Here is a 22,252-nt window from a genome sequence, read left to right on the forward strand (position 1 = left end):
CCGCTCGTCACTGCTCATCCACTCACGGTTTCCTGTTCTCAGTCCCAACGGCCCCTCGTCATTGTCCCAGCGAAACGCTCGGATGGTTGCTGCTGGTAACCTTGTCCGCGGCCGCCAACTTTTTGCCCAATTGCAGGTAATCCAGCGTGATGGCCAAAACTTCGTTGAAGTAAAAGTCGCGCTTCACGACCGGCCGGTTGGGATCGTCCATTTGTTCCAATTGCTTTTCCTCTTCTTCCTCCGTATTCAAAGCGGCCCGTTCTGCCAGAAATTTTTCCTCGTTCAGCGGAACGGTTTTGCGGTCTTTCTGCACCACGTAATTCTTAATTTTTTTGTCGAGCTTTTGGAAATCTTCCGAGCCTTGGATGCGCTCGGCCGAACGCGCGCGCAACTGATCCAGCAATCCTGAATCGACCATGTTCACCTTCGTGTACTCGGCAGGAGATATTTTATCGAACGGCAACGCAAAATCCAAATCCGTCTCGCCCACGTCAAAATGCGTGGTCAGCGAAGGCAGTTCGATATCGGACACCACGCCCCGGTTCTGGGTGCTGTCGCCGTCGGGACGATAAAATTGCTGAATCGTTATTTTTAGCGCTCCCAACTGCGGCGGATTCGGCAAGTTGGCAAAAAACGGCCCGCTCACGTCCAGCAGGCTTTGCACCGTCCCTTTGCCGTGCGAGGTTTTATCCCCCACGATAATGCCCCGCCCATAATCCTGGATGGCGCCGGCAAAAATCTCGCTGGCGCTCGCGCTGAACTTGCTTTGCAGCACCACCAGCGGGCCGGCCCAGGCCACGCCCTTGTCGGTATCGTCGTAATGCTGCACCCGGCCGTCGGAATCTTTCACCTGCACGACCGGCCCTTCGTCGATGAACAGCCCCGTCAGGCTTACCGCCTCGACCAGCGAGCCCCCGCCGTTGCGACGCAAATCCAACACCACGGCATCCACTCCCTTGGCGTTAAAATCGTCCAGTATTTTTTGCGTATCGCGGGTCGTGCTACGGTAATCGTTCAACCCCAGTTTGGCCCCTTTCATATCCATATAAAAACTCGGCAGATCAATCACCCCGATTTTGTACGGTTGGCCATTGGGCTTGTGAACATCGGTTTCGATAATCAACGATTTCGCCATTTCCTCGCTGCTGGGCTTCGGCTGGTTAGGATTGGGCGCCTCGGTGTGGAAAATTTCCGACCGGGCTTCCTCATCCTTCAATTCGATGCTGGCCCGGGTGATGTCGATAATGCGCGGAGTTCCGCCGGTGGCCGCTTGCACTTTCAATCGGACTACGGTGCCGGCCTTGCCGCGAATTAAATCGACCACGTCGTTCAAATCCAGGTCGGCCACGTCGACAATTTCCCCGTCCGTGCCTTGCCCCACGCCAATCACGCGGTCTTCCGGCTTCAGACGGCCGTCTTTTTCCGCAGGCCCGCCGGGAATCAATCGGCTCACTTTGGTGCAGCCTTCCTCCAATTCGAATTCCAATGCCGCGCCAATGCCCTCCAACTGCAGCCGCATGTTAATGTCGAAATTCTCGAGCGTCTTGGGAGACATGTAATCGGTATGCGGATCGAAGCTGGTCGTCAGCGCCGTCAGGTAACGTTCCAACAACTCGTCGGAGGTCGTTTGGTGCATCCGCTTGGCAAAGCTGTGATACCGCCGCTCCACTTTGTCGTGCGCTTCCTGGTCGGCCACTTTGTCCGCCTTCTTGGAAAGCAAATCGAACTTCAATCGCTTTTGCCATTTGTCGCGTATTTCAGCGTCGTCTTTGGCGTACGTAAGCTGCTTGGGATCGGTCTTCATGTCTTCGTCGACGGTAAAATCCATCGGCTTGGAAAGCAACTCGTCCACCAAAAGCAGCCGCTGGTCGACGCGCTGCAAAAACCGGTCGAACACCGTGTACGCGAAGCTCACGTCCCCCTTTTTAATCATGTCGCCCATCGTGTCTTCATATTTCGAAAACTCATCGACGTCGGCCTGCGTGAAATACACTTTCATCGGATCCAGCATCTTCAAATACGTGGCGAACGCCCGCTTCGACATCTCCTCGTTCAGCGGCTGCTTCGATAAGTGGTCGTCCACCAGCAGCCGTGCCACGGCCCGCGATATTTGCCGATCGTACGCTAGCGGAGTCGGTCCCTGCGTCGCCGCCCTGGCGATCCAACCGCCGGCCCACACCGTCATCCCCGCCAGCAATCCCGTAATCAGCAAACGCCGGTAATGGACCAATCCGTATGTCGCGCGATTCATGCTCTTCTCCACGATGATATTTGGAAACTCTGGGGAAACCTTACCGCATTATAGGCAGTCCCAATCATATCGGGACTGCGGAAGTACCGCGGGCCACACCATACTTTGGCCGGGCAAGAATCCCAGGGAAAAGCATTCTGCCGGATGGAAAAAGATGGCGGCCGGTCGCTCCCGCCAAAGCGGGAATATTCCTTTATGCTGAACCGGCCCGGAACCGCCGGCAAATTTACTAAGTGCTAAATAACTAACGACTTAAAACCGATATTACTGGCTCGTGTTCCGCGATGCAATATCGAATGCCGACTATTGTTACGCACCCTGCAACTGTTGAGATCGCTTGAAGTTTGGGCATTTTTTGGTGGGCCACTCCCAAAATGTTCACAAGCGGGCAGCTTAGGCAGCCAGAGACTGCCTATACATAGACGCCGCCGGGATGGCCGCATCCCACTACATTTTATGCGGACCGCGCCATCTCTACCACCGCCTGCGCCACCAACGGAGAAGGCCCCAAATGCGACGCGATAATCCACTCCTTTTCCATTCCCTCTTCTTCTGCCTTCTGCTTTCTGCCTTCTTCTTTCCAATCACCGACCACCGACCACTGACTCACTGCCTCTCCAATCTGTCTCAGCACTTCCCCCGTGAATAGCAAATGTGGCTGCACCACAATCCGCCGATATTCGCTCAAGGCCGCCCGCTTCAGCGCTTCCTTCAGTGTTGGCGTGGCCACGGCCGCAAAGCAAACTTCCACGCGGTCCACGGCGGTCTCTTGCGCCCGCAACGCCGCAAACCGCTGCATAGCGGCAATGGCGTCGGCATGCGAACTGCCCCGGCCGACCAATAAATGCAGAGTTTCCGCCGCCGGAACGTGCGGCCGGTCGTGTAATGCCTCGGCAAATCGCTGGGCCGATAGTTGGACGATCCGCTCGTGGCATTCCAGCGCGCCGAGAAATTCGACCTGCAACTCTTCCCGCGAACCATCTTCTGCCTTCTGCCCTCTGCCTTCTGCCTTCTGCTTCGCCACCTTTCCTTTCTGGCCACAGACCACGGCTCGACTGAGTTCGCCGAAGTCCGACCACTGACCACAAAGCCCCTCTTGCACCGCCGCCGGAATATCGTGCTTGGCATGCCCGGCCGCGAACAACAACAGCGGGACTACCGTCAACCGTTCCACCCCCTGCCGCAACAATCGCTCCAAGGCCTCCGGAATGCTCGGCTCGGCCAATTCCAAAAAGCAGGATTCCACCAAAAACTCGCCGGCCAACTCCGCCACCTGCCGCGCCACGGCCCAGAACTCCGCCAAACCGTTGGAATTTTGCGTCCCGTGCCCCACTAAAAGGAGGCCTTTTTTCGCCGTTTGTATGCTCGCCGGGAATCCCATCGACACGATAATCCTGCTATAGTAGTGGTTTGTGTGATCCCGTCAGAAATCTCGAACTGAGAATTCCCGATCTGAGAATCTTAGCCTTGGTCATTCGTCATTAGACATTCGTCATTTTATACCCCGCCGTGCCTGTCGCCACCGCCCAAAAATTCGCTTACTTCACGATGACCGTCGGCGGACGCGCCGGCGAGCATTTTTTACTCGATCGGGCTGCTACCACGCGCTTGGGGCGCGGTGAAGATTGCCAAATTGTGCTGGGCGATCCGCTCTGTTCCCGCGTGCATTCCGAGGTGCTGCTCGATGGCGAAGGCCGCTGGATCATCCGCGATGCCGGCAGCCGCAACGGCACTTTCGTCAACGGCCAAAAAACGGACGAAGCCGTCCTGGCCGAAGGGCACAACATTCGAGTCGGCTCCAACGAGTTCGAATTTCACCTGGCCGATCAACCCCCCGCCGTCGTCGCCGAGCCGCAGGAAACGTACACCAACACCATCGTCCGCGACACTCCCGTGCGCGACGCCGGGCAATCGCTCACCGATACCGGCGTGCTGGGCTTGGCCGCCGTGCGCGATTTCGAACAAGCCAAACAACTGCTCGTCCTCTATCAACTCAGCATCAAGCTGCTCGGTTGCCCGCAACCGGACGAAGTGGTGCGCATCGCCATTGAATTGCTCCAAGCCCAAACCAGAGCCTCCATCGTGGGTTTTTTGTGGGTCGACGATGAAGGCCGCCTGAAGCCTAAGTTTGTCATCCCGGAAGGTTCGCGCGAACCCGCCGATCTCAGCGATTCGCTCACCGAATTGGTTTGCCGCAAAGGCCATGCTGTGTGGATTGCCAAGCAGCGCGGCAGCCCCCAGTCCGACAGCCTGGGCCATTACGCCGACGCGCTGTGTGTTCCACTGGTCAGCGAACATCACACCTTTGGCGCCGTCCACGCTTATTTGGCCCAAGGCCGATTTCGGCAAAGCGATTTCGATTTCGCCATTTCCCTGGCCCATATTTTGGAAATCGCGCTGGTTCGCGCCCGCCAACAAAGCGCGCTGGAAACCGATTATCAACGGCTCGTGGAAAAATCGTCGATCTTCGGCCAACTGATCGGCGATTCGACCGGCATGCGCGAATTGAAATCGAAAATCGGCCGGCTCGCCAAGGCCAGCGGCGGCGTGTTGATCCGCGGCGAAAGCGGCTCCGGAAAAGAACTCGTCGCCCGCGCTATTCATAAAGCCAGTCCCCGGGCCGACCGCCCCATGCTGTGCGTCAACTGCGCGGCCATTCCGCACGAGCTGATGGAAAGCCAACTGTTCGGCCACAAGGCCGGCGCTTTCACCAGCGCCGACCGCGACCACATCGGCTTTTTCCAGCAGGCCGACAGCGGCACGCTGTTTCTGGACGAAGTGGGCGAAATGACGCTGGAAGGCCAGGCCAAGCTGCTGCGAATTTTAGAAGGGCATCCGTTTTTGCCCGTCGGCAGCTCGCAGGAAGTCACCGCCGACGTGCGGATTATCGCGGCCACCAATCAGGATTTGCAAACATACGTCCGCCAGAAAAAATTCCGTGAAGATTTGTACTACCGCCTCAGCGTATTCGAGCTGGTCGTCCCGCCGCTGCGCGACCGGGGCAGCGACATCAACCTGCTGGCCAATTATTTCCTCGATCATTTCCGCCGCCAGCATGGCCGCCCGCATCTGGAAATTTCCGCCGAGGCCCGCCAAAAGCTGCTCGCCTACAACTGGCCGGGCAACGTCCGCCAGTTGCGCAACGTGATCGATAGCGCGGTCGTCATGGCCGGCGACAACCGGATTGAAGCCAGCGACCTGGGCCTGCACGACATCAGCGGCGCGCCGGAAATGGAAACCCTGGCCCTGGATTATTGGGAACGCCGCCTCATCGGCGAAGCCCTGAAGCGCACGGGTGGCAACGTGCCCGAAGCCGCCAAACTGCTCGGCATCGGCCGCGCCACCCTCTACCGCAAAATCGAAGAGTACGGCATTAACCGCTGAGTGCCGCGTGTTGCCATTTTCACCTATAAAGCCGCGACCGTTGGTCGCGCTGCCCGCTCGCGACATGCTTGCCATTTCTAACCGCCGTGTAGTTTCGGACGAAGATTAACCGAGTGTAGCAATTCATCGAGGGTATTCGCCATGTCCAATAACGCAAAGTACGAAATCATTCTTTACTGGAGTTCTGACGATCAGGCTTCATCGCCGAAGTACCCGAGCTACTCGGCTGTGCCGCCGACGGCACTACCATCAAGCGGCGGTTGCCAATGCCGAAACGGTAATCCAGCAGTGGATCGAAACAGCCCGCGAACTCGGCCGTCCTATCACGGAACCGCGCGGCCGACTGATTTACGCCTAGCCAAACTCTTTGAAAGATGTGGTTCGCCATATGCGGAAAGAAGGCGCATATCGCAGGTACAGATTATCAAGGAAGTTTTGTGCCAAGTCATAATCCATTACTCAGCCTTGAAACTTCCTAGTTGAATAAACTTTTTGGAAATTGAATCTTGATAACGGCCAATTTTTTGTCTGGGAACGTATTTGGTTTTCGATCAACCGATTCCGCTATTGTGACTCGTTTGCTACTCTCTAACGACTTCAAGGCGGCTTTGAATAAATAGCACGGCGTTTCGGTCAATACGAATTCCTTGATCTGTGAGCCATCCATTGTCTGCCCGGCTAATCGGGCTGTTAGTTCTTCTGCCAACCAAGTCTGATCGAATCGTTTTTCAAGCAGCATCAACTGACTTGGATCATCACGGTCTGAAAAACGAAATTCGCCAGTTTCATCGACTTTCCACATGGCTTTCTTCATTTCTTCGATACCGCGGAGACTTTTTGTACAAAAGAGAAGCCAGTAAAGCGGGATGTTATTGCGATCATACATGAGAAATGACACAACGAATTTTGCGCCCCCACGATACTTCAATGCCGTTTTATAAAGTGCGAGCAGTTTTTCGCGGCGTTGTTTCTCTGGCAAACCAACGCAGTCTCGCCACTCTTCACCGCCAAAGGCTCGTGTAAATGCATCTGCTTTCGTATCGTCCGTGATCCATCGGTTCATATCCTTGTAGTCGAGATATGTGAACACTTCGCAGACCGGAAAGGCTAAAATCCGTGCGATCAGAGCCATAGATACTTCGCCGTAGCCGAATTGATCTAAGAAGGCGAGTGCAGGGCCGAATTTGATATGTTTCGCTTCACAATCGGACAACAGTGTATTAAGAATGGCATCGCAGTCGCCACACTTTGGTTCAACCGCTCTAACATTCTTAGATGTTGCAATCTGCCCTTTAAATGGCGCGAGCATTTGCTTCAAATGCTCGTAGCGATCTTCGCGACGCTCAATGAAAAGCATCCGAATTGGATTAGGAAACGATACCGTGTGGTTCAAGGCTGCATTCAACGCAATCAATGGACTCCCTGGTTCGCCGCGATTGTACTCGCCCGGTCCGGCAAAACCGTCCACAAATAGAATTTCTCGTGCTTGATCACCAATTTTGGCAGACTGTCGAGTTAGGATTGCCATCCACCTATGAAGATATTCATGGAGAATTGCGTGTTTTACAAGAGTGTGCGGACTAGCATCCCAAACGGTCGGTAGCGTGTCGGTCACGGCATTTGATCCCAAGTCTGCCCATCAAGCAGGCGGCCGGTTCGTTTCTTGTTAGTCCCGCCCCACTGCTTGAAGAAAAAAGGAACATCTTTTGAAACACATTGATCTCTAAGCTGTCGCACCCATTCAACTTTCATAGGACGCGACCCCGGACCCGATTCACCTCCGACGATTACCCAGTGTATGCCTTTTAGTGGCAACCGTTTAATTGGCCCCAACAATGGTTCCACTGATAAGAATCGAATCGCGGCAGGAATCTCGCGCAATGATCTCACGCGCCACAAATAATCCTCATTTTCAACACTTGTTCCCATCCAGACATTCTTAGGCCACGGCAAATCTGCGCTCAATTCGGCAGCGCGATCCGGCCTTTTCGTCAAGACTTGGAATGTGTGTTGGCTTGCTTCTTCCATCACACCAAAACATTGCTGGATGTATTCTAGCGGTACATCAACATGAAAGAGATCACTCATCGAATTGACGAAAATTACACGAGGCAATTTCCATCGCAACGGCACTTCTAACGCATCGGGTTGAAGTGTTAACTTGAATGCATTTCGGTATCTGTCTTGTCCCATCGCCTTTAGACGATGAGCCATGCGTTCTGCATAACAAAACTTGCATCCCGGACTGATTTTCGTACATCCGGTGACAGGATTCCAAGTCGCTTCGGTCCATTCGATAGTTGATGCTTGTGCCATTTCAGCCCCCTCCAAGTTGGGCGGATTCGGCATACTGTACGCCAGTATATGTACATCGGTCGAAAAACGCAAGAGCATCCACGAGCCGGGTTTCGGCCGGAAGTCCCGCCCGCGTATCAGATTCTAATCCCAATTTTAGGCCAACCCCGAAATTATCATTTCTCACTCCTGGCCCAAAAAAGCTTTGCAAATTAACGCGCTTGTTTGCTAGGGTGGTCCTATATAAATCAGCCCCGAAAGAAGCCCGGCGAAAGTAGGCAACCCAGGGCCTGGTGGTGGCCGGTCTATGCAGGCGGTAACGGACCGCCAGGCTGCAGCAGGCAATGTCGGCTCATTCCTCGTTAGCATTGATTGCTCTTTGGCAACTCGAAACTTTGCAAGCAGCAGCGAACGGATTGCCGCGCATGTGCCTAATTAGCCTTCCGCCGTTTGCCACCGTTTTCACTACCGTTTTCAACCGGTTATTGACCGTTTTTCACCGTTTTTACCGTTTTCTCCCACGAGCGCGCCTACTCCCTATTTCAATCCATCCCTCGTACAATACACCGGTACACACGCCCGTCAGTTGACCCGCTGGAAGGAGACAGCGCCCCATGGCCAGAAAGGTGATTATCGACACCGATCCAGGCATTGACGACGCCGTGGCTTTGACCATGGCGCTGTTCGATCCGGAGTTGGAAGTGCTGGCCCTGACGGCGACGGGCGGGAACGTGTTTCCCAGTCAGGCCACGCGGAACGTGCAAACGATCGTGGAGCAGCTAGATCCGCCCCGCTGGCCGCGAGTCGGCGCCGCGCCGGAAGACAACCCGCTGCCCACCGACGGCCGCGTGCTCCACGGCCAAAACGGGCTGGGCAACATCGAGTTCCCCTTCGCCGGTCTGGCCAACATTCACCCGGCCGAAAAAGTCCTGTGCGACGAAGTACGGGCGGCTCCCGAGGAAATCACCATCATCTGTCTGGGGCCCCATACGAACATCGCCCGAGCCATGCAGCGCGATCCGGAATTTTCCTCGCTTGTGGGACGGCTGGTCATCAGCGGCGGAACGATCAACACGCCGGGGCGGGTGAGCCCGGTGGCCGATTTCAACATTTATTGCGATCCGCTTTCAGCGCGCCACGTGCTGAAATCGCCCGCCACCAAAACGCTGGTGCCGCTGGACGTGAGCGGCGAGCTTGCGTTCACGTTCGATTTGCTCGATCAACTTCCCGCCGAAACGACCCGGGCCGGAAAATTTCTGCGGCAGATTTTGCCCTTTGCGTACCGTGCCCAGCGTCAAGTGTTGGGACAGGAACACGTTAACTTGCACGATGTGGCCGCCATTGTGGCCGTGACCAATCCGGAACTTTTCGAAACCGAGGCCCTGGCCGGCGACGTGGAAACGGAAGGCGAGCTGACCGGCGGCATGGTGGTGTTCGATCGCCGCCGGGCGAGCATCCGCGAGTGGCGCCAGAATATGGACGTCGCCATCAAGGCCGATGTTGCCGCCATGCGTGATTGCGTGCTGCGCAGCCTGGAACGCGCCGGAAAAGCAAGCTGAGCTATTCGGGATAATCGGCCCGATCGCCGACTTTGACCGTCAGGTTTACGGTTTGCCCGCCGCGGAAAACGGTAATCGGCACTTCTTTGCCGACTTCGATCAGACTGACCAGGAACATCAGATGGCTGTCGTCTTCGACCGGCACGCCGTTGAACTCGACGATTACGTCGTCGCGCTGTAGCTTCGCCGCCTCGGCAGGCGATTTGGCCACCACGCCCGAAAGCCGGGCGCCCTCCGGCCGCGGCAGGCCAATTTTGATGAACTCGGCGGCCGCGAATTTGTCTTTGTCTTTATCTTTGTCGTAAAACCGCACGCCCAAGTAGGCCCGCGTCACCGTGCCGTGTTCGATTAACTGTTTGGCCACAATCATGGCCATGTCGATGGGAATGGTAAAACCCACGCCGGCGCTGCTGTTGGTGCTGGAGGCGATGGCCGTGTTCATGCCGATCACTTCCCCCTTCATATTCACCAGCGGGCCGCCGCTGTTGCCGGGATTGATCGGAGCATCGGTCTGAAAGAAATCTTGGAACTTGAGCACGTTGTTGGAGCCTTCGTCCAAATCTAAATCGCGCCGGCCTTTGGCGCTGATGATGCCGAACGTGACGGAGTGACTTAACCCAAACGGACTGCCCACGGCCAGCACAAAATCGCCCACGTCCATGTCGTCGCTGTTGCCGATGCGTGCCGGCACCAGCCCTGTGCCTTGAATGGTCATCACCGCGATGTCGGTGGGCTGGTCGGCCCAAATGCGGGTGGGATGCAACTCGCGTCCGTCGGCCAAGCGAATGGTGATGCTGTCACTGCTGGAATCGCGAATAACGTGCCGGTTGGTGAGCACGTACAATTTTTCGCCAAATTGCACGATGGTGCCGGAGCCGGCGTCTTCCTCGCGGCGGGCGTAATGATCTTTGTGGACCGAATCGATGTGCACCACCGACGGCTTAACCAGGTGCGAAACTTTGCGCAGCACGTTGCCGGCCTGCTGCAAGCGCTCCGATTCGACCGCCAATTCGTCGAATTGTTTAGCCCGCTCTTCGGCCGTGGGTTGCTTCTCGTCCCATTGCTGCGCAACCACCGGCCGGTTCATCGCCAGCCACGTCAACAAGGCGCCCAAGTAAAAGGCGCCCAGCAAAGCACTCCGCACACCGCCAGCTAGATACCAGTTCGTTCGGGCCATACAAAAACTCCGAAGCAAAGTTCCCCTCACATATTCAGTATGACAAATGCCAAGCCGCAGGTAAAACGACGCCGCCCGAAAAAAACGGCGCCTATCGGAATACTTGCGTAAGACATGCACGTTGCGCAGCAAAATGGGAGGGCGGGGCATCGGCCAAACCGAAGATAGGCTTCGGTCGGCTGTCGCTCCGCCCTCCCTTTTGAATTTCGGAAATACTGATTTCGAAATCGCGGCATTTCCGGCCGGATGGACCGTTTGCCATAGGAAAACGCCGCAAGTCAACCGGGCATCGCCCCGACGGACCAGATGCCGTTTACGAAACGTCCAGCTCGATATCGTCCAGCGTCGCTTCCGATTCGCCGCCGCCGGAATCGGAAAGCCGGCCCCAATCTTGATCATGGCCGCCTGCGGAGCCGTACTTCTCGACTTCTCGCGCGCATTGGATGCAGTAGGTGGCATACGGCAATGCGTTCAGCCGGGCCATGGGAATTTTGCAGCCGCAGCCCTCGCACACGCCGTAGTGACCGGTGCGCATCCGTTCCAGAGCATTTTCGACATTTGCCAGTTCGCGGCTTTCCACTTCCGCCAACTGGGAGCTGATTTCGTCTTGGGCGGAATCCAGCGCCGCATCGACCAAATCGCCGGCCGTTTGGGCCCGTAGCTCTTTGAGTAAACTCAAGTCGCCGGCCAGCGCTTTGCGCAGGGCGTCCCGCCGCTTGATAAGAATCTGACGCATACTCACCAGTGCATCTTTGCGTGCCATGTGGGCAATCCTCATCCCGACAGCCCAGCTGAAGCAGAAAGTTGTTTAGACGGCCACAGTGGGACAACTGGGTTGTGCCGTCGCTAAAAGAGTGACGACAACCTGTTATGCATCCCGAACCTTAAAACTGCGAGCGTCCAACCCCCTTCGACAACTTGCTAAACCATCAGATTTCTGAGACCTCGTTTCTCTGTTTTTGTTCCACGATGCCGTCTAACCCCGGCCGCGGGAGCCTACGGTTAGCAAACCAAATATAGTACGTGAAACCGGCGAAAAGGATCGCCGGACACATCCATTTTTCTAAAAAACCTGTTTTGCAACCTCATACAACCGGCTGGGATATGGTGTGCGGCTAAATAATAGGCGGCCAGTTTATTCCGCCAAGTGTTGTTCTGGAGCGATTTCCAGATGCCGAGCACCCATCATATTTCCTCGTCTTGGACACTTAAGTGACGAAATTCACAATCTAATTGTTTCAAAACACAAGCTGAACCGGCCCGTATGCCGCGATGCTCAAACTTGCCCTGGGCGAACATTGATTTCGGCCATCGTAGTCTGATGAAGTTTTCCGCTCGTAACGATTACGATGACCGATGGCAGTCGCTATGGGATAATCGGCAAAATCGGCCTGGAGGTGCAGCGATTTCCGTCGAAAAAACGCCCAGCCCTCTGATTCCCGCCCTGTTGCTAGCGGCAATAGGCCTGTGAAACCGTAATGGGTTTGGGATTTCATTGCCTGCCAGCGCTTTGACCTCGCCTGCCGAATAACCTACATCTCCAATGAGATTCGTGAGTTACGGCTTGCGAATCGTAAGTCATCCCTGGCTGGCCGATTTGCACTTCCTTTTTTGGTCTCCACGTCCATGCCCGCTACTGCTTCCGCCGCACCGGTCAGCGCATTACTGGGTACTCCTCCGGCGGCGCTGGCGCTGCGCGTTTGCGGGACTGAGCGCGATGGCGAAGTCGTCCGCCTGCTTTCGTCCAAAGTGACTATCGGCTCATCGCGGCAATGCACGCTGCGTGTGAAAGCACCCGGCATCGCGCCGCTGCACTGCGTCATTTTGCGGGGGGCTAAGCAAACCATTGTTCGCCGTTGGACGCTCGATACTCGCTTGAACGAAGGCGCGTTCGACGAATCGCCGCTCCGGCTGCACGATCGTTTAACCGTGGGGCCGATTCAATTTGAAGTTGTCGACGACGAAGGTGAGCGTTCCCAAGAGGCGAAGCGCTCCGCGGAAAACGAACAGCTTTTGGGATTGTTGTCGGAATTGCAAACTGATCTGCAATCGCTCAAAGATCAACGACAACAGTGGCAGGCCGCTCATGAACAAGAGCAACAACTGCTGGCCCGGCAACAACAACAGGTCGACGAGCAGCGACAACAGGTCGATGAACAAAGTCGGCAGTCCGTTGCGGAGCAGCAATCGTGGGCGCTGGAACGCGAACGTCTGAACGAGGAGCGAACGAGGCTTGCCCAGCAAGCGGCCGAGTTCGAAAGCGAACGCGCGGCGATAGAAACCCAGCAGCAGGCTGTGCAGGAACAACGCCTGCAAGAAGAAGCAGCCTGCCGGCAACTGCAAATCACGCTTCACGAGCGCGAAGCGGCAACCTGCCAAAGCGAAGCGCTGCTAGCTGCGCAACATGCCAAAATACTGGAACATGAAACGCTGCTGAAGGAACGAGAATCGCACCTTCAACAAAGGGCGTGTGAGCTGGATGCCCAGGCCGCTGCGTCAGAACTTCGGGCCGCAACTTTGGAAACCCAGGCCAGAGCGTTGGAGGCTCGTACCGCGGAGCTGGATGCTCAAGCGATTGCCTTTCAAGCTCAATCTTCGGCGCTGGAAGCTCAGGCCGGCGCGCTGGCAGCGCAAACGGACGATCTAACCCGTCGAGAAGCTGAGCTCCAACAAGCGGCGGCGTTGGCGCAGTCTCCTCTATCGGCCACTTCAGATGTCGATTTGGAGGCTCAGCAAGCCGCTCTGACAGCACTTCGGGAACAATTGAATGCCGCGCAGGCCCAGTTCGATGCCGATCGCCAGGCATGGCTTTCGCAACAACAGGGTTGGCAAGCGGAGCGCTCCACTTGGGAAGCACAACAGCATGCCCGCGAAGCCGAAAAAGCCACTTGGGATGAAGAAAAAGAATCACGGAAAAACCGAAGCGCTGAGTGGGACAGCCAGCATGCCCGCCATGTCAACGAGTTGCAAAGTCAGCAGGCAGAGCTGAAACAATTGCAATTGACGGTGGCGCAGGAGCAGACATCTCTTCATCAACAACAGCAGGAATTTAAACTCCTGCAGAAGCGCTGCGCCGAGCACGAACAGTCGCTTGATCAGCAACAGCAAACGTTGACGCAAAAACTACGCACGCTGGAAGAACAAAGCCAAGCGCTGGACGAGGAAAGAACTTCGCTGGAACAGCAGCGTCAGGCATTGTGTCAGCGGCAGCAAATCCTCGACCAGCGGCAACAGACTATGGATCAACGTCAACGGGCGTTGGACGAACAGAAACAAACGGTGGACCAGCGTCAGGTGGCGCTCGATGAGCACCAACTGATGCTCGACGAACGGCGCGACGCGCTGGATCAACGGCAACAAACTTTGGAACAAAGGCAGCAGGCCGGCGAGCAACGCCAACGTACACTCGTCGAGCAACAACAAACGTTGGAACAACGTCAAAAGCTGCTGGACGACGAGCAAAAGGCACTGGACGAGCTTAATGCAACGCTGGAGGAACAACGAAAAGCGTTCGACCAGCAACAGCAGGCCTTCGCGGTCGAGCGCACCGACCTGGAACAGCAACGGCAATCGCTGGCTGAACAAGCTGCCGAACTGCAGCAACAGCGCAATGCCTTTGACAAGCGGCGGCAATCGCTCGAGTCCGATCGTCGCGCGGGAAATGCACAACGGGAAGAAATCGCGTCGGAATTACGAGAACGGGAAGAGCAAGTGCGGCAACTCTCCGCCGAATTGAAACAACTTCAGCAGGATTCTGCTGCTCGCGCCAACCAACGCGAACCGGATCACACCCAGCAAGAAACGGCATTGACTGAGCGTGCTGCGGCCCTGGAAAGCCAGGTCGCCAATTTGGAAGCCGAGAACGACCAACTGCGGCAGGAGTGCCGGCAATCACAACAAGCGCTTCACAAGTTGGAAGACGACATGGCGGCCCTGCGCGATCAAAAACCAGTTTCAGCGATGGAACGAGAAGAGGAAGCCCCGTCCAGCGAGACCGTTACCCACGACACGAAACCTGCGGAACCGACCGCGTCGCAAGACGATGGCCAGCCAACCTCTGCTTCCGATGAAGATGCCTTGTTTGCCCGGCTGCGGGCGATGTCGCTTTTGAAGGAAGACCACGTCGAAGAAGACCACGTCGAAGAGGAACAGAACATGCCGCCGGCTACGCCAGAACCTGAACTTCAACCAGAGGCAACGGAGGCAACTCCTAGCGCTCCGGCCATCCACGAACCCGAGCACGAGCATGACGAATCGGTCGACGATTACATGGTCAAGCTGCTGCAACGAATGCGTGGCCTGACGGACGATGCATCCACGCCTGCGGCTCGCCGTCCTGCGACGGACGAAAGCACCAAGCCTGCATCGTCATCGTCGTTATCGTCAACGGTCTTTCCCTCCGTCACGTCTCGACCGGAAACCACCACACCGCCCACAAAAGCAGGCAAATTCGAGCCGCGCTCGGCGGCGCCGGAAAAAAGTCGCGATTTGGCGGCGATGCGCGAAATCGCGAATCTTAGTGCCCGCGCCGCCATCGCCACGCACCATCATCGTCGCGGCACGGACCGGGCCTGGACGATTTTGTGGGCGGGAACGTTCAGCTTGGTCGTCGGAATCATCTTGCTGATCGAAGTGCCTGATTTCCGTTCACCCCTGTTTTATCTGGGATTAACCGGAGTGGGGGCGGCGATTTGTTGCTTCACGAGATCACATCTGCTCGTGCGAAAACTGCTTTCGACGCAACGGCACAAAGAGCATCAATTCGCGGCCATTGCGCACGAGAAAGACCTCGCGGAATCGCACGAGAAATCTGCGCCCGCATTGACTCCGGCCGAGCCGTCGGAAGAATCGACTTCTGTGACGCCTGAAAGCACGTCGTAACCGCCAACGGCTGAAAAGTACGGCTAGCATTTCCCGCGGGCCGCCAGCACGTCGTCGAAATCGCGCAAATGGTAGCCAATGCCCGCCACGTCCAGCACGCGGCACAGACTGCGCGTGGCCACGCCCAAGCCGTCGGGCCCGCTAAAGCCGCCAAATTGTCCGCCCCCTTTCAAATGGGGCTCTAAATCCATAAACACGCCGGGAATGCCCCGCCGCTTCAGCTTTTTTTCCAAGGCCGGAATTTCTTTGCGAAAATCGCGGAGAATGACGCCGTAAGAACCGTCGCCCAGTTCGGCGGGCACAAAGTGCTTGAGGCCGTCTTCATCGACGTGCCGCTTGCGCTTAGCGGGCCGGGGCGAACGATAATCTTTGACGTGCATCCAGCCGATGCCCGGCTTCATCGCCAAATACTGCTGGAAAACCTCGGCGGGCGTATAACCCTGCGAGACAATGTTGCCGGCGTCAAAAATCAACAGCAGGGCCGGATGATTCACCTGGCGATAAATTTCCGCCATCAGTTGTCCGCTTTGGCCCACCAAATTCGCTTCGATTTCCAAGCCGTAAGTCAAGTCGGAACGATGGCATGCTTCGGCAATTTGCCCCAGTTGTTCCACCGTTTGCGGCAGGAACTTGGCCGGATCGGCCCCGCACGGCGGATAAAACGAAAATCCGCGGATCAGCTTCGTCTCGAACGCATGGGCCAATTCGCAGGCCCGTTTCACGTCGCCGGCCAGATATTTTTTGAACGGCACGTACTTGTTCTTGGTGCCGTCTTCCTCGTCGACCAATTTCACTTTGCCCAACGGCGAGCCGATGGAAGTGACATTCAGTCCGTATTCATCCTCCAGGTGGCGCAGCTTGGTGATTTCCGCCCGCGAAAGCTGCATTACGTTCTTAATGCCATTACCGACGTCGATAAATCGAATGCTGTAGTATTGCAACCCCAAGGCCCCCAGCGCCGCAAACTGTTGAACCGCCGTCTTTTGGTTCGCTGATTCATCGGCAAAGGCGCTAAGAATGACCTCCGGCGGTTCGTGGGGCATGGCGATTGACTTTGCTGTGGTGATGAAATAGTTTCGCTTGGTGCAGATACAACATCCGCAGGCCAACGAGTGTTGCCATTGTGTGGCCCAGCATAACCTCCCGCAAGTCCCAAGGCAAATTACGCGGTAACTTGCAGACCGTACTTTTCCTGCAGCGCCATGCCCGATCTGATCGTCGATAACATTACCAAGCAGTTTCCGACGCGAGCCGAATCGTTATCGGTATTGCGTGGTGTATCGCTCCAGTTGTCACGCGGCGAAAACTTGGCGATTTTGGGGCCCAGCGGCTCGGGCAAAAGCACACTGCTCTACATTGTCGGCACGCTCGATCGGCCCACTTCCGGCCGCATCGAACTCGTCAGCGCCGATCCGTTCACTCTCGACGAGCCCCAGCTGGCCGATTTCCGCAACCAGCAAATCGGTTTTGTGTTCCAAGATCATTACCTGCTGCCGCAGTGCTCGGTGCTGGAAAACGTGTTGTTGCCCACCATCGCGCACCCGGGACACAACGGCGCGCCGCTGGAACGCGCTCGGCTGCTGATCGAGCGGGTGGGGCTTTCCGAGCGAATCGATCATCGGCCGGCCGAACTCTCCGGCGGCGAACGCCAGCGCGTGGCCGTGGCCCGGGCGCTAATTCGTAAACCCATTTTGTTGTTGGCCGACGAGCCGACAGGAAATCTCGATCGCACCACCGCCGCCTCGGTCGGCAAGCTGCTGTTGGAACTGCAGCGCGACGAACAAACTATGATGATTGTGGTCACGCACAGTCTGGAGTTGGCCGCGCTGTTCGATAAGCGACTGGAATTGAACGAAGGAAACCTAGCCGCAATTGCCTGAATTATTTCGGCTCATATTGCTAAACCGCAAGCGCTACGCCAGCCCGGCGGCAAAACTATAAAACCCTCCTCCCCACTCGACCACTCACTGCCCTCATGTCCCCCCTCCGCCTTGCCCTTCGCAGTTTGGCATATCACTGGCGCAGCAATTTCGCCGTGGCGCTGGGAGTGATGGCTGCCACGGCGGTGTTGACGGGTGCGCTGGTGGTGGGCGATTCGGTGACATTCAGCCTGCGGCAATTGGCGATCGATCGGCTGGGCCGCATCGACGCGGCACTGGTTACGCCCCATTTCTTTCGAGAAAAACTGGCTGAAGATGTTGCCGCTGATCCGACGTTCCAGCACGATTTCACCGCCGCGCTGCCGGCCATCATGCTGCAAGGCACGCTGGAAAATCCAACGGGCGATCATCATCGCCGCGCGGGCAACGTGGCCATTTTGGGCGTGGGGGAACCATTCTGGCAACTGGGAAGCGGCGCCCCGACCAAGCCCCCAGTAAAAGACGAAATTGTTCTGAATCAGCCGCTGGCCGATCAACTGCGCGTGAAAGCCGGCGACGAAGTTGTTCTGCGATTACAACAAGCGGCCAATGTTCCGGCGGACAGTCCGCTGGGCAGGAAGACCGAAACGATTCGCAGCCGCCGCTTCAGTGTCAGCGACGTGATTCCCGCCGAAGGATTGGGCCGCTTCGGCCTGCGCCCCTCGCAACAATTGCCGCTTGATGCTTACACAGTCATCCAGCCGCTCCAAGAAATGATCGGCGTCGAGGGGCGCGTAAATGCCATCCTTGTCGCCGGCAATGATGAGAATGCCGTGCCCGACGCAGCCGCCGAACAAGCGCTGCAAAACTCCTTGCAACCGACGCTGGCCGATTACGGCGTTTCCATTCGCAAAACCGCGCGTGGGTATTTCAACATCACCACCGATCGCATGTTGCTGGAGCCGGCGATTGAATCGGCCGCGATGCGAACCTTTGGCGCTCTTGGGGCGCAGCCAGCATTCACGTATCTGGCGAATTACATATTAGCGGACGAGGGTCGCGGCAAAATTCCGTATTCGACCGTGGCGGCGGTCGATTTCAGCAATCAGCCGCCGCTGGGTCCGCTGGTAAATCGCCAAGGCCAGCCCATTGGCCCGCTGGCCGAAGATGAAATTGTGCTCAACTCCTGGGCTGCCGACGATCTGGCCGCCCAAGGCGCGCCGGTTAAGCCGGGCGACACGATCGTCATCACGTACTTTGAGCCGGAAAGCACGCACGGCAAAGTGGTCGAATCGCGGCACACCTTTCGCTTGAAAGATATTACCCCGCTGGCGGGCGTGGCTGACGACCGTGATTTCACGCCCGAGGTGAAAGGAATCACCGACGAAGCTTCCATCGCCGATTGGAACCCGCCATTTCCGTACGATCCGCAGCGTGTTCGCAGCACGCCGCCAAACAATCAGGACGATTTGTATTGGCGCGAGCATCGGGCCACACCCAAGGCCTTCATCAGTCTGGAGGAAGGCCGCCAATTGTGGAGCAGTCGCTTTGGCAACACCACTTCCATTCGCATTCCGTCGGGAGACGGCTTGACCGAGCAAGCCATCGCCGAAAAATTACAATCGGCCATTAAACCCGCCGATTTAGGCTTCGATTTCCTGCCGGTCAAGCGGCTAAGTTTGACTGCCGCTGCAGGCACAACTCCATTTGCATTGCTGTTTTTAGGATTCAGCCTGTTTATCATCGCCGCCGCGCTAATGCTGGTGATGCTGTTGTTCAAGCTTGGAGTCGATGAACGGGCCGCGGAACTGGGCATTGTGTTGGCCGTCGGACTGAGGCGCCGCTTGGCCCGACGAATGTTGCTGCTGGAAGGCGGATTTGTAGCATTGATCGGGGCTACATTCGGCGCTATGGCCGGCGTCGGATACGCCTGGCTGATGCTGGTGGGATTGAAAACATGGTGGCTGGGAGCGATTTCCACGCCGTTTTTGCATCTGCATGTTGACGAGCACAGCGTGGTTCACGGCGGATTTTTCGGCGTGGCGATTTCGCTGGCCACCATCGTTTGGGCGGTGCGGCAAACCCGGCGAGTCAGTGTGCGGAGCTTGCTGGCCGGCCGCGCCGAAGAAAGCCGTTTATTTGGTCACCGCCCAGCGCGCCGCGCACCGTGGATTGCCGCCGCGCTTTTGGTCGTGGCCATTGCCGCGGGTTTTTCCGCCGCTTCGCTCACCGGCGAAGAACAGGCCGGCACATTTATAACCGCCGGCGCTTTGGTGCTGGCCGCAATATTAACGTGGCTTTGGGACCGTCTTCGGGCCGTCCGCACTTCATCGCCCCTGGTGGGCCGCGGAGCTCTGGCGTGGTTGGCCTGGCGCAACGCTTCTCGCAATCCGCTGCGCAGCACGCTGACCATCGGTTTGACGGCTGCCGCCTGCTTTCTGATCGTCGCTCTCAGCGCGTTTCAGCTCGAGGCGCCCGTGCATGGACCTGCGTTCGACAGCGGCGACGGGGGTTATGCCTTCGTGGCCCACAGCGATCAGCCGATTTATCAAAATCTAAACTCGCCCGCAGCTTGGCAAGATTTAGGCTTTAGCTCGCAGGCGGAGAAAACGCTAACCGCCGCGGAAGCTGCCGGCGTGCGGATTTATTCGCTGCGAGTCGAGGCCGGCGACGACGCCAGTTGCTTGAATCTTTACCGGCCGCGGCAGCCGCGTATATTGGGCGTGCCGCCGGAATTTATCGGACAAGGGGGTTTCGCTTGGGCGGCGACGGCGGCGAAAACGGATCGAGAGAAAAGCAATTCTTGGCTGTTGTTAATGCGTCGGCCTAATCCTGAGGCGGGCGATGGAAAAAAATCTGACCCCGCGCCCGGCGACGCCATTCCCGTCGTGCTGGATCAAAATACCGCGCTGTACAGCCTGCATCTTTACGGCGGCGTGGGAGAGATGTTTGAAATCGATAATCCACGCGGCGGAAAAATTCGCCTGCAAGTGGTGGGGCTGCTGGACGGCAGCATTTTTCAGGGTGATTTGCTCATCAGCGAGGGAAACTTCCAGCGGTTGTTTCCGGATGCGAGCGGTTACCGATTCTTTCTAGCGAGTGTGCCGTCGGCAGGTGCTGAGTCCAGCGCTGCAACTGCCGCTGCGCCGCCACCGGGCGCCGCTCAAGTGGCTGATGCGTTGGAAAACGGCTTGAGCGATTACGGATTTGTCACGCAAAGCACAACGGCGCGGCTGGCGATGTTTTTCGCCGTGCAAAACACCTATTTGGCGACCTTTCGCAGCCTGGGGGCGCTGGGGTTGTTGCTGGGCACGTTCGGGCTGGCCGCCGTGCAATTACGGAGCGTCTTCGAACGTCGGGGCGAATTGGCGCTGATGCAGGCCACGGGCTTCCGCCGACGCCGCTTGGCGCAAATGGTGCTGCTTGAAAATGCTGCGTTGTTGATTGCCGGCCTGGCTGCCGGAACGGTGGCTGCAGGAGTTGCGTTATTGCCCCATTTGCTGACCGGCGGAGCAGGCATTCCGTGGCTTTCGCTGATTGCCATGTTGCTGATCGTTCTGATTGTCGGCGTCTCGGCCGGAATGCTGGCCGTGCGAGCCGTACTGCGTGCCCCATTGTTGGCTGCCTTGCACGGAAATTGATCGGCTGGAATTCAGCAAAATCTCTCTCGTTTCGCTGCCCTTACAGATGTTACACTACAGAACTCTCCAATTTCTCTCCTGTAGGCAACTTCATGAAAAACCTAGTTTACGTTTTGCTGTTCACCGCAATGACCGCCATTTCTTGGGGAATTTACGGGCCATTATTGAGCATTGGCGGAAAACAAATGGGCGGCAGCCATTGGTTGCCGTTTGTATTTGTTGGCGTGGCATACTTCCTGATCGCGGTTTTAGCAACAACCGCTTTGCTGGTATGGCGAGGCGAACCTGGTAATTGGAATTCCCGCGGCATCATTTGGAGTTTTTTTGCAGGCGTGGTTACAGCCGTGGGCGCGCTCAGCTTGATTCTGGCGCTCACCAACAAAGGCAATCCGATTTATGTGATGCCGCTCGTGTTTGGCGGAGCGCCGGTCGTTAACACGTTGCTGGCGATGTGGATTTCGAAAACCTATCGCGAGACGGGACCATTCTTTTACGCCGGATTAATTTTGGTAATTGCGGGCGCCGTGGCAGTCTTAGTCTTCAAACCTCACGAGATGGCGCCGGCCGCGCCTCTTCCAACGGCTACTGCTGGGCAAGCAGTTCCCGCCTCAGAACCCAATGCTGCCACAGCGCAAGCAGCTGTCGCAAACACGGGTTCTGGATTTACGACTCTGCTGATTATTTCCGCATTCATTGCGTTAACGGCAATTTGTTGGGGGTGTTATGGCCCGTTATTGCACAAGGGACAAACCTTTATGCACGGCAGCCGCATGCGACCCTTCATTTGCGTAGGAATGGCGTATGTTGTCGTGGGGATCGTTGCTCCTTTAGTTTTTTGGACCGCTCTGGGAGACCACGGCCAAATTTCTGCTCGCGGAGTGATCTGGAGTCTGGCAGGAGGAACCGCAGGCGCCGTCGGGTCGTTAGGCGTAATTCTAGCATTTACCTTCGGTGGCAAACCCATTTACGTTATGCCGCTGGTCTTTGGCGGCGCGCCAGTCGTGAATACATTCTTTAGCATCATCACGGCCCAGCAATTAAGCAGCATTTCGCCGTTTTTCTACGCCGGGCTGATTGTCGTGGTCGCCGGCGCGGTTAGCGTGCTGGTGTTTGCTCCGCACGGCGCCCCGCACCCGGCACCCGCCACCGAGACAAAACCGCCCGCCGCTCCCGCCACTCCCGAGCCGGCGAAACCGTAATGACCA

Annotated in this window: 13 protein-coding genes; 6 read left to right on the top strand and 7 right to left on the bottom strand. The window is 56.9% G+C overall.

What is annotated here, in order from left to right:
* Positions 1 to 58: 58 nt before the first annotated feature.
* Both VMJ32_07875 and VMJ32_07880 read right to left on the bottom strand, forming a co-directional pair.
* A complete protein-coding gene (locus VMJ32_07875; GenBank protein HTQ38930.1) occupies positions 59 to 2,251 on the bottom strand; it encodes a carboxy terminal-processing peptidase in 2,193 nt (730 codons plus the stop codon).
* Positions 2,252 to 2,705: 454 nt separating this feature from the next.
* The gene (locus VMJ32_07880; protein HTQ38931.1) at positions 2,706 to 3,632 is read right to left on the bottom strand and encodes a sirohydrochlorin chelatase; all 927 of its coding nucleotides are present in this window, start codon (positions 3,630 to 3,632) and stop codon (positions 2,706 to 2,708) included.
* A gap of 128 nt (positions 3,633 to 3,760) precedes the next feature.
* On the opposite strand from VMJ32_07880, the gene VMJ32_07885 reads away from it, so the two are divergent.
* The gene (locus tag VMJ32_07885; GenBank protein HTQ38932.1) at positions 3,761 to 5,635 is read left to right on the top strand and encodes a sigma 54-interacting transcriptional regulator; all 1,875 of its coding nucleotides are present in this window, start codon (positions 3,761 to 3,763) and stop codon (positions 5,633 to 5,635) included.
* 475 nt (positions 5,636 to 6,110) lie between these two features.
* Here VMJ32_07885 and VMJ32_07890 read toward each other — a convergent pair whose 3' ends face one another.
* A complete protein-coding gene (locus VMJ32_07890; protein HTQ38933.1) occupies positions 6,111 to 7,250 on the bottom strand; it encodes a three-Cys-motif partner protein TcmP in 1,140 nt (379 codons plus the stop codon).
* Entirely contained in the window at positions 7,247 to 7,951 is a 705-nt protein-coding gene (locus VMJ32_07895; GenBank protein ID HTQ38934.1) for a phage Gp37/Gp68 family protein, read from the bottom strand. The genes VMJ32_07890 and VMJ32_07895 overlap by 4 nt, the downstream gene beginning before the upstream one ends.
* A 593-nt stretch (positions 7,952 to 8,544) precedes the next feature.
* Between VMJ32_07895 and VMJ32_07900 the strand changes: the two genes are divergently transcribed.
* The gene (locus VMJ32_07900; protein HTQ38935.1) at positions 8,545 to 9,489 is read left to right on the top strand and encodes a nucleoside hydrolase; all 945 of its coding nucleotides are present in this window, start codon (positions 8,545 to 8,547) and stop codon (positions 9,487 to 9,489) included.
* Between the two features lies 1 nt (position 9,490).
* On the opposite strand, the gene VMJ32_07905 is transcribed toward VMJ32_07900, so the two are convergent.
* Positions 9,491 to 10,666, bottom strand: a complete 1,176-nt coding sequence (locus tag VMJ32_07905; protein ID HTQ38936.1) for a trypsin-like peptidase domain-containing protein — start codon at positions 10,664 to 10,666, stop codon at positions 9,491 to 9,493.
* A 313-nt stretch (positions 10,667 to 10,979) separates the two neighbouring features.
* Positions 10,980 to 11,429 carry a TraR/DksA family transcriptional regulator gene (locus VMJ32_07910; GenBank protein HTQ38937.1) on the bottom strand — a complete coding sequence of 150 codons (450 nt, stop codon included), beginning with the start codon at positions 11,427 to 11,429 and terminating at the stop codon, positions 10,980 to 10,982.
* Between the two features lie 863 nt (positions 11,430 to 12,292).
* Between VMJ32_07910 and VMJ32_07915 the strand changes: the two genes are divergently transcribed.
* A complete protein-coding gene (locus VMJ32_07915) occupies positions 12,293 to 15,547 on the top strand; it encodes a hypothetical protein (GenBank protein HTQ38938.1) in 3,255 nt (1,084 codons plus the stop codon).
* Between the two features lie 23 nt (positions 15,548 to 15,570).
* Here the strand turns inward: VMJ32_07915 and VMJ32_07920 are convergent, their stop codons facing one another.
* Positions 15,571 to 16,590 (bottom strand): sugar phosphate isomerase/epimerase family protein, encoded by a 1,020-nt coding sequence (locus VMJ32_07920; protein ID HTQ38939.1) that lies wholly within the window; start codon positions 16,588 to 16,590, stop codon positions 15,571 to 15,573.
* 159 nt (positions 16,591 to 16,749) lie between these two features.
* Between VMJ32_07920 and VMJ32_07925 the strand changes: the two genes are divergently transcribed.
* From VMJ32_07925 to VMJ32_07935, 3 genes are all read left to right on the top strand, one after another.
* Entirely contained in the window at positions 16,750 to 17,427 is a 678-nt protein-coding gene (locus VMJ32_07925) for an ABC transporter ATP-binding protein (GenBank protein ID HTQ38940.1), read from the top strand.
* 95 nt (positions 17,428 to 17,522) lie between these two features.
* Positions 17,523 to 21,047, top strand: a complete 3,525-nt coding sequence (locus VMJ32_07930; protein HTQ38941.1) for an ABC transporter permease — start codon at positions 17,523 to 17,525, stop codon at positions 21,045 to 21,047.
* A 92-nt stretch (positions 21,048 to 21,139) separates the two neighbouring features.
* Complete coding sequence (locus tag VMJ32_07935) at positions 21,140 to 22,246, top strand: hypothetical protein (protein HTQ38942.1); 1,107 nt, start codon at positions 21,140 to 21,142, stop codon at positions 22,244 to 22,246.
* The last annotated feature ends 6 nt before the right edge of the window (positions 22,247 to 22,252 follow it).

This window comes from Pirellulales bacterium, assembly GCA_035499655.1.
Lineage (GTDB): Bacteria > Planctomycetota > Planctomycetia > Pirellulales > JADZDJ01 > DATJYL01.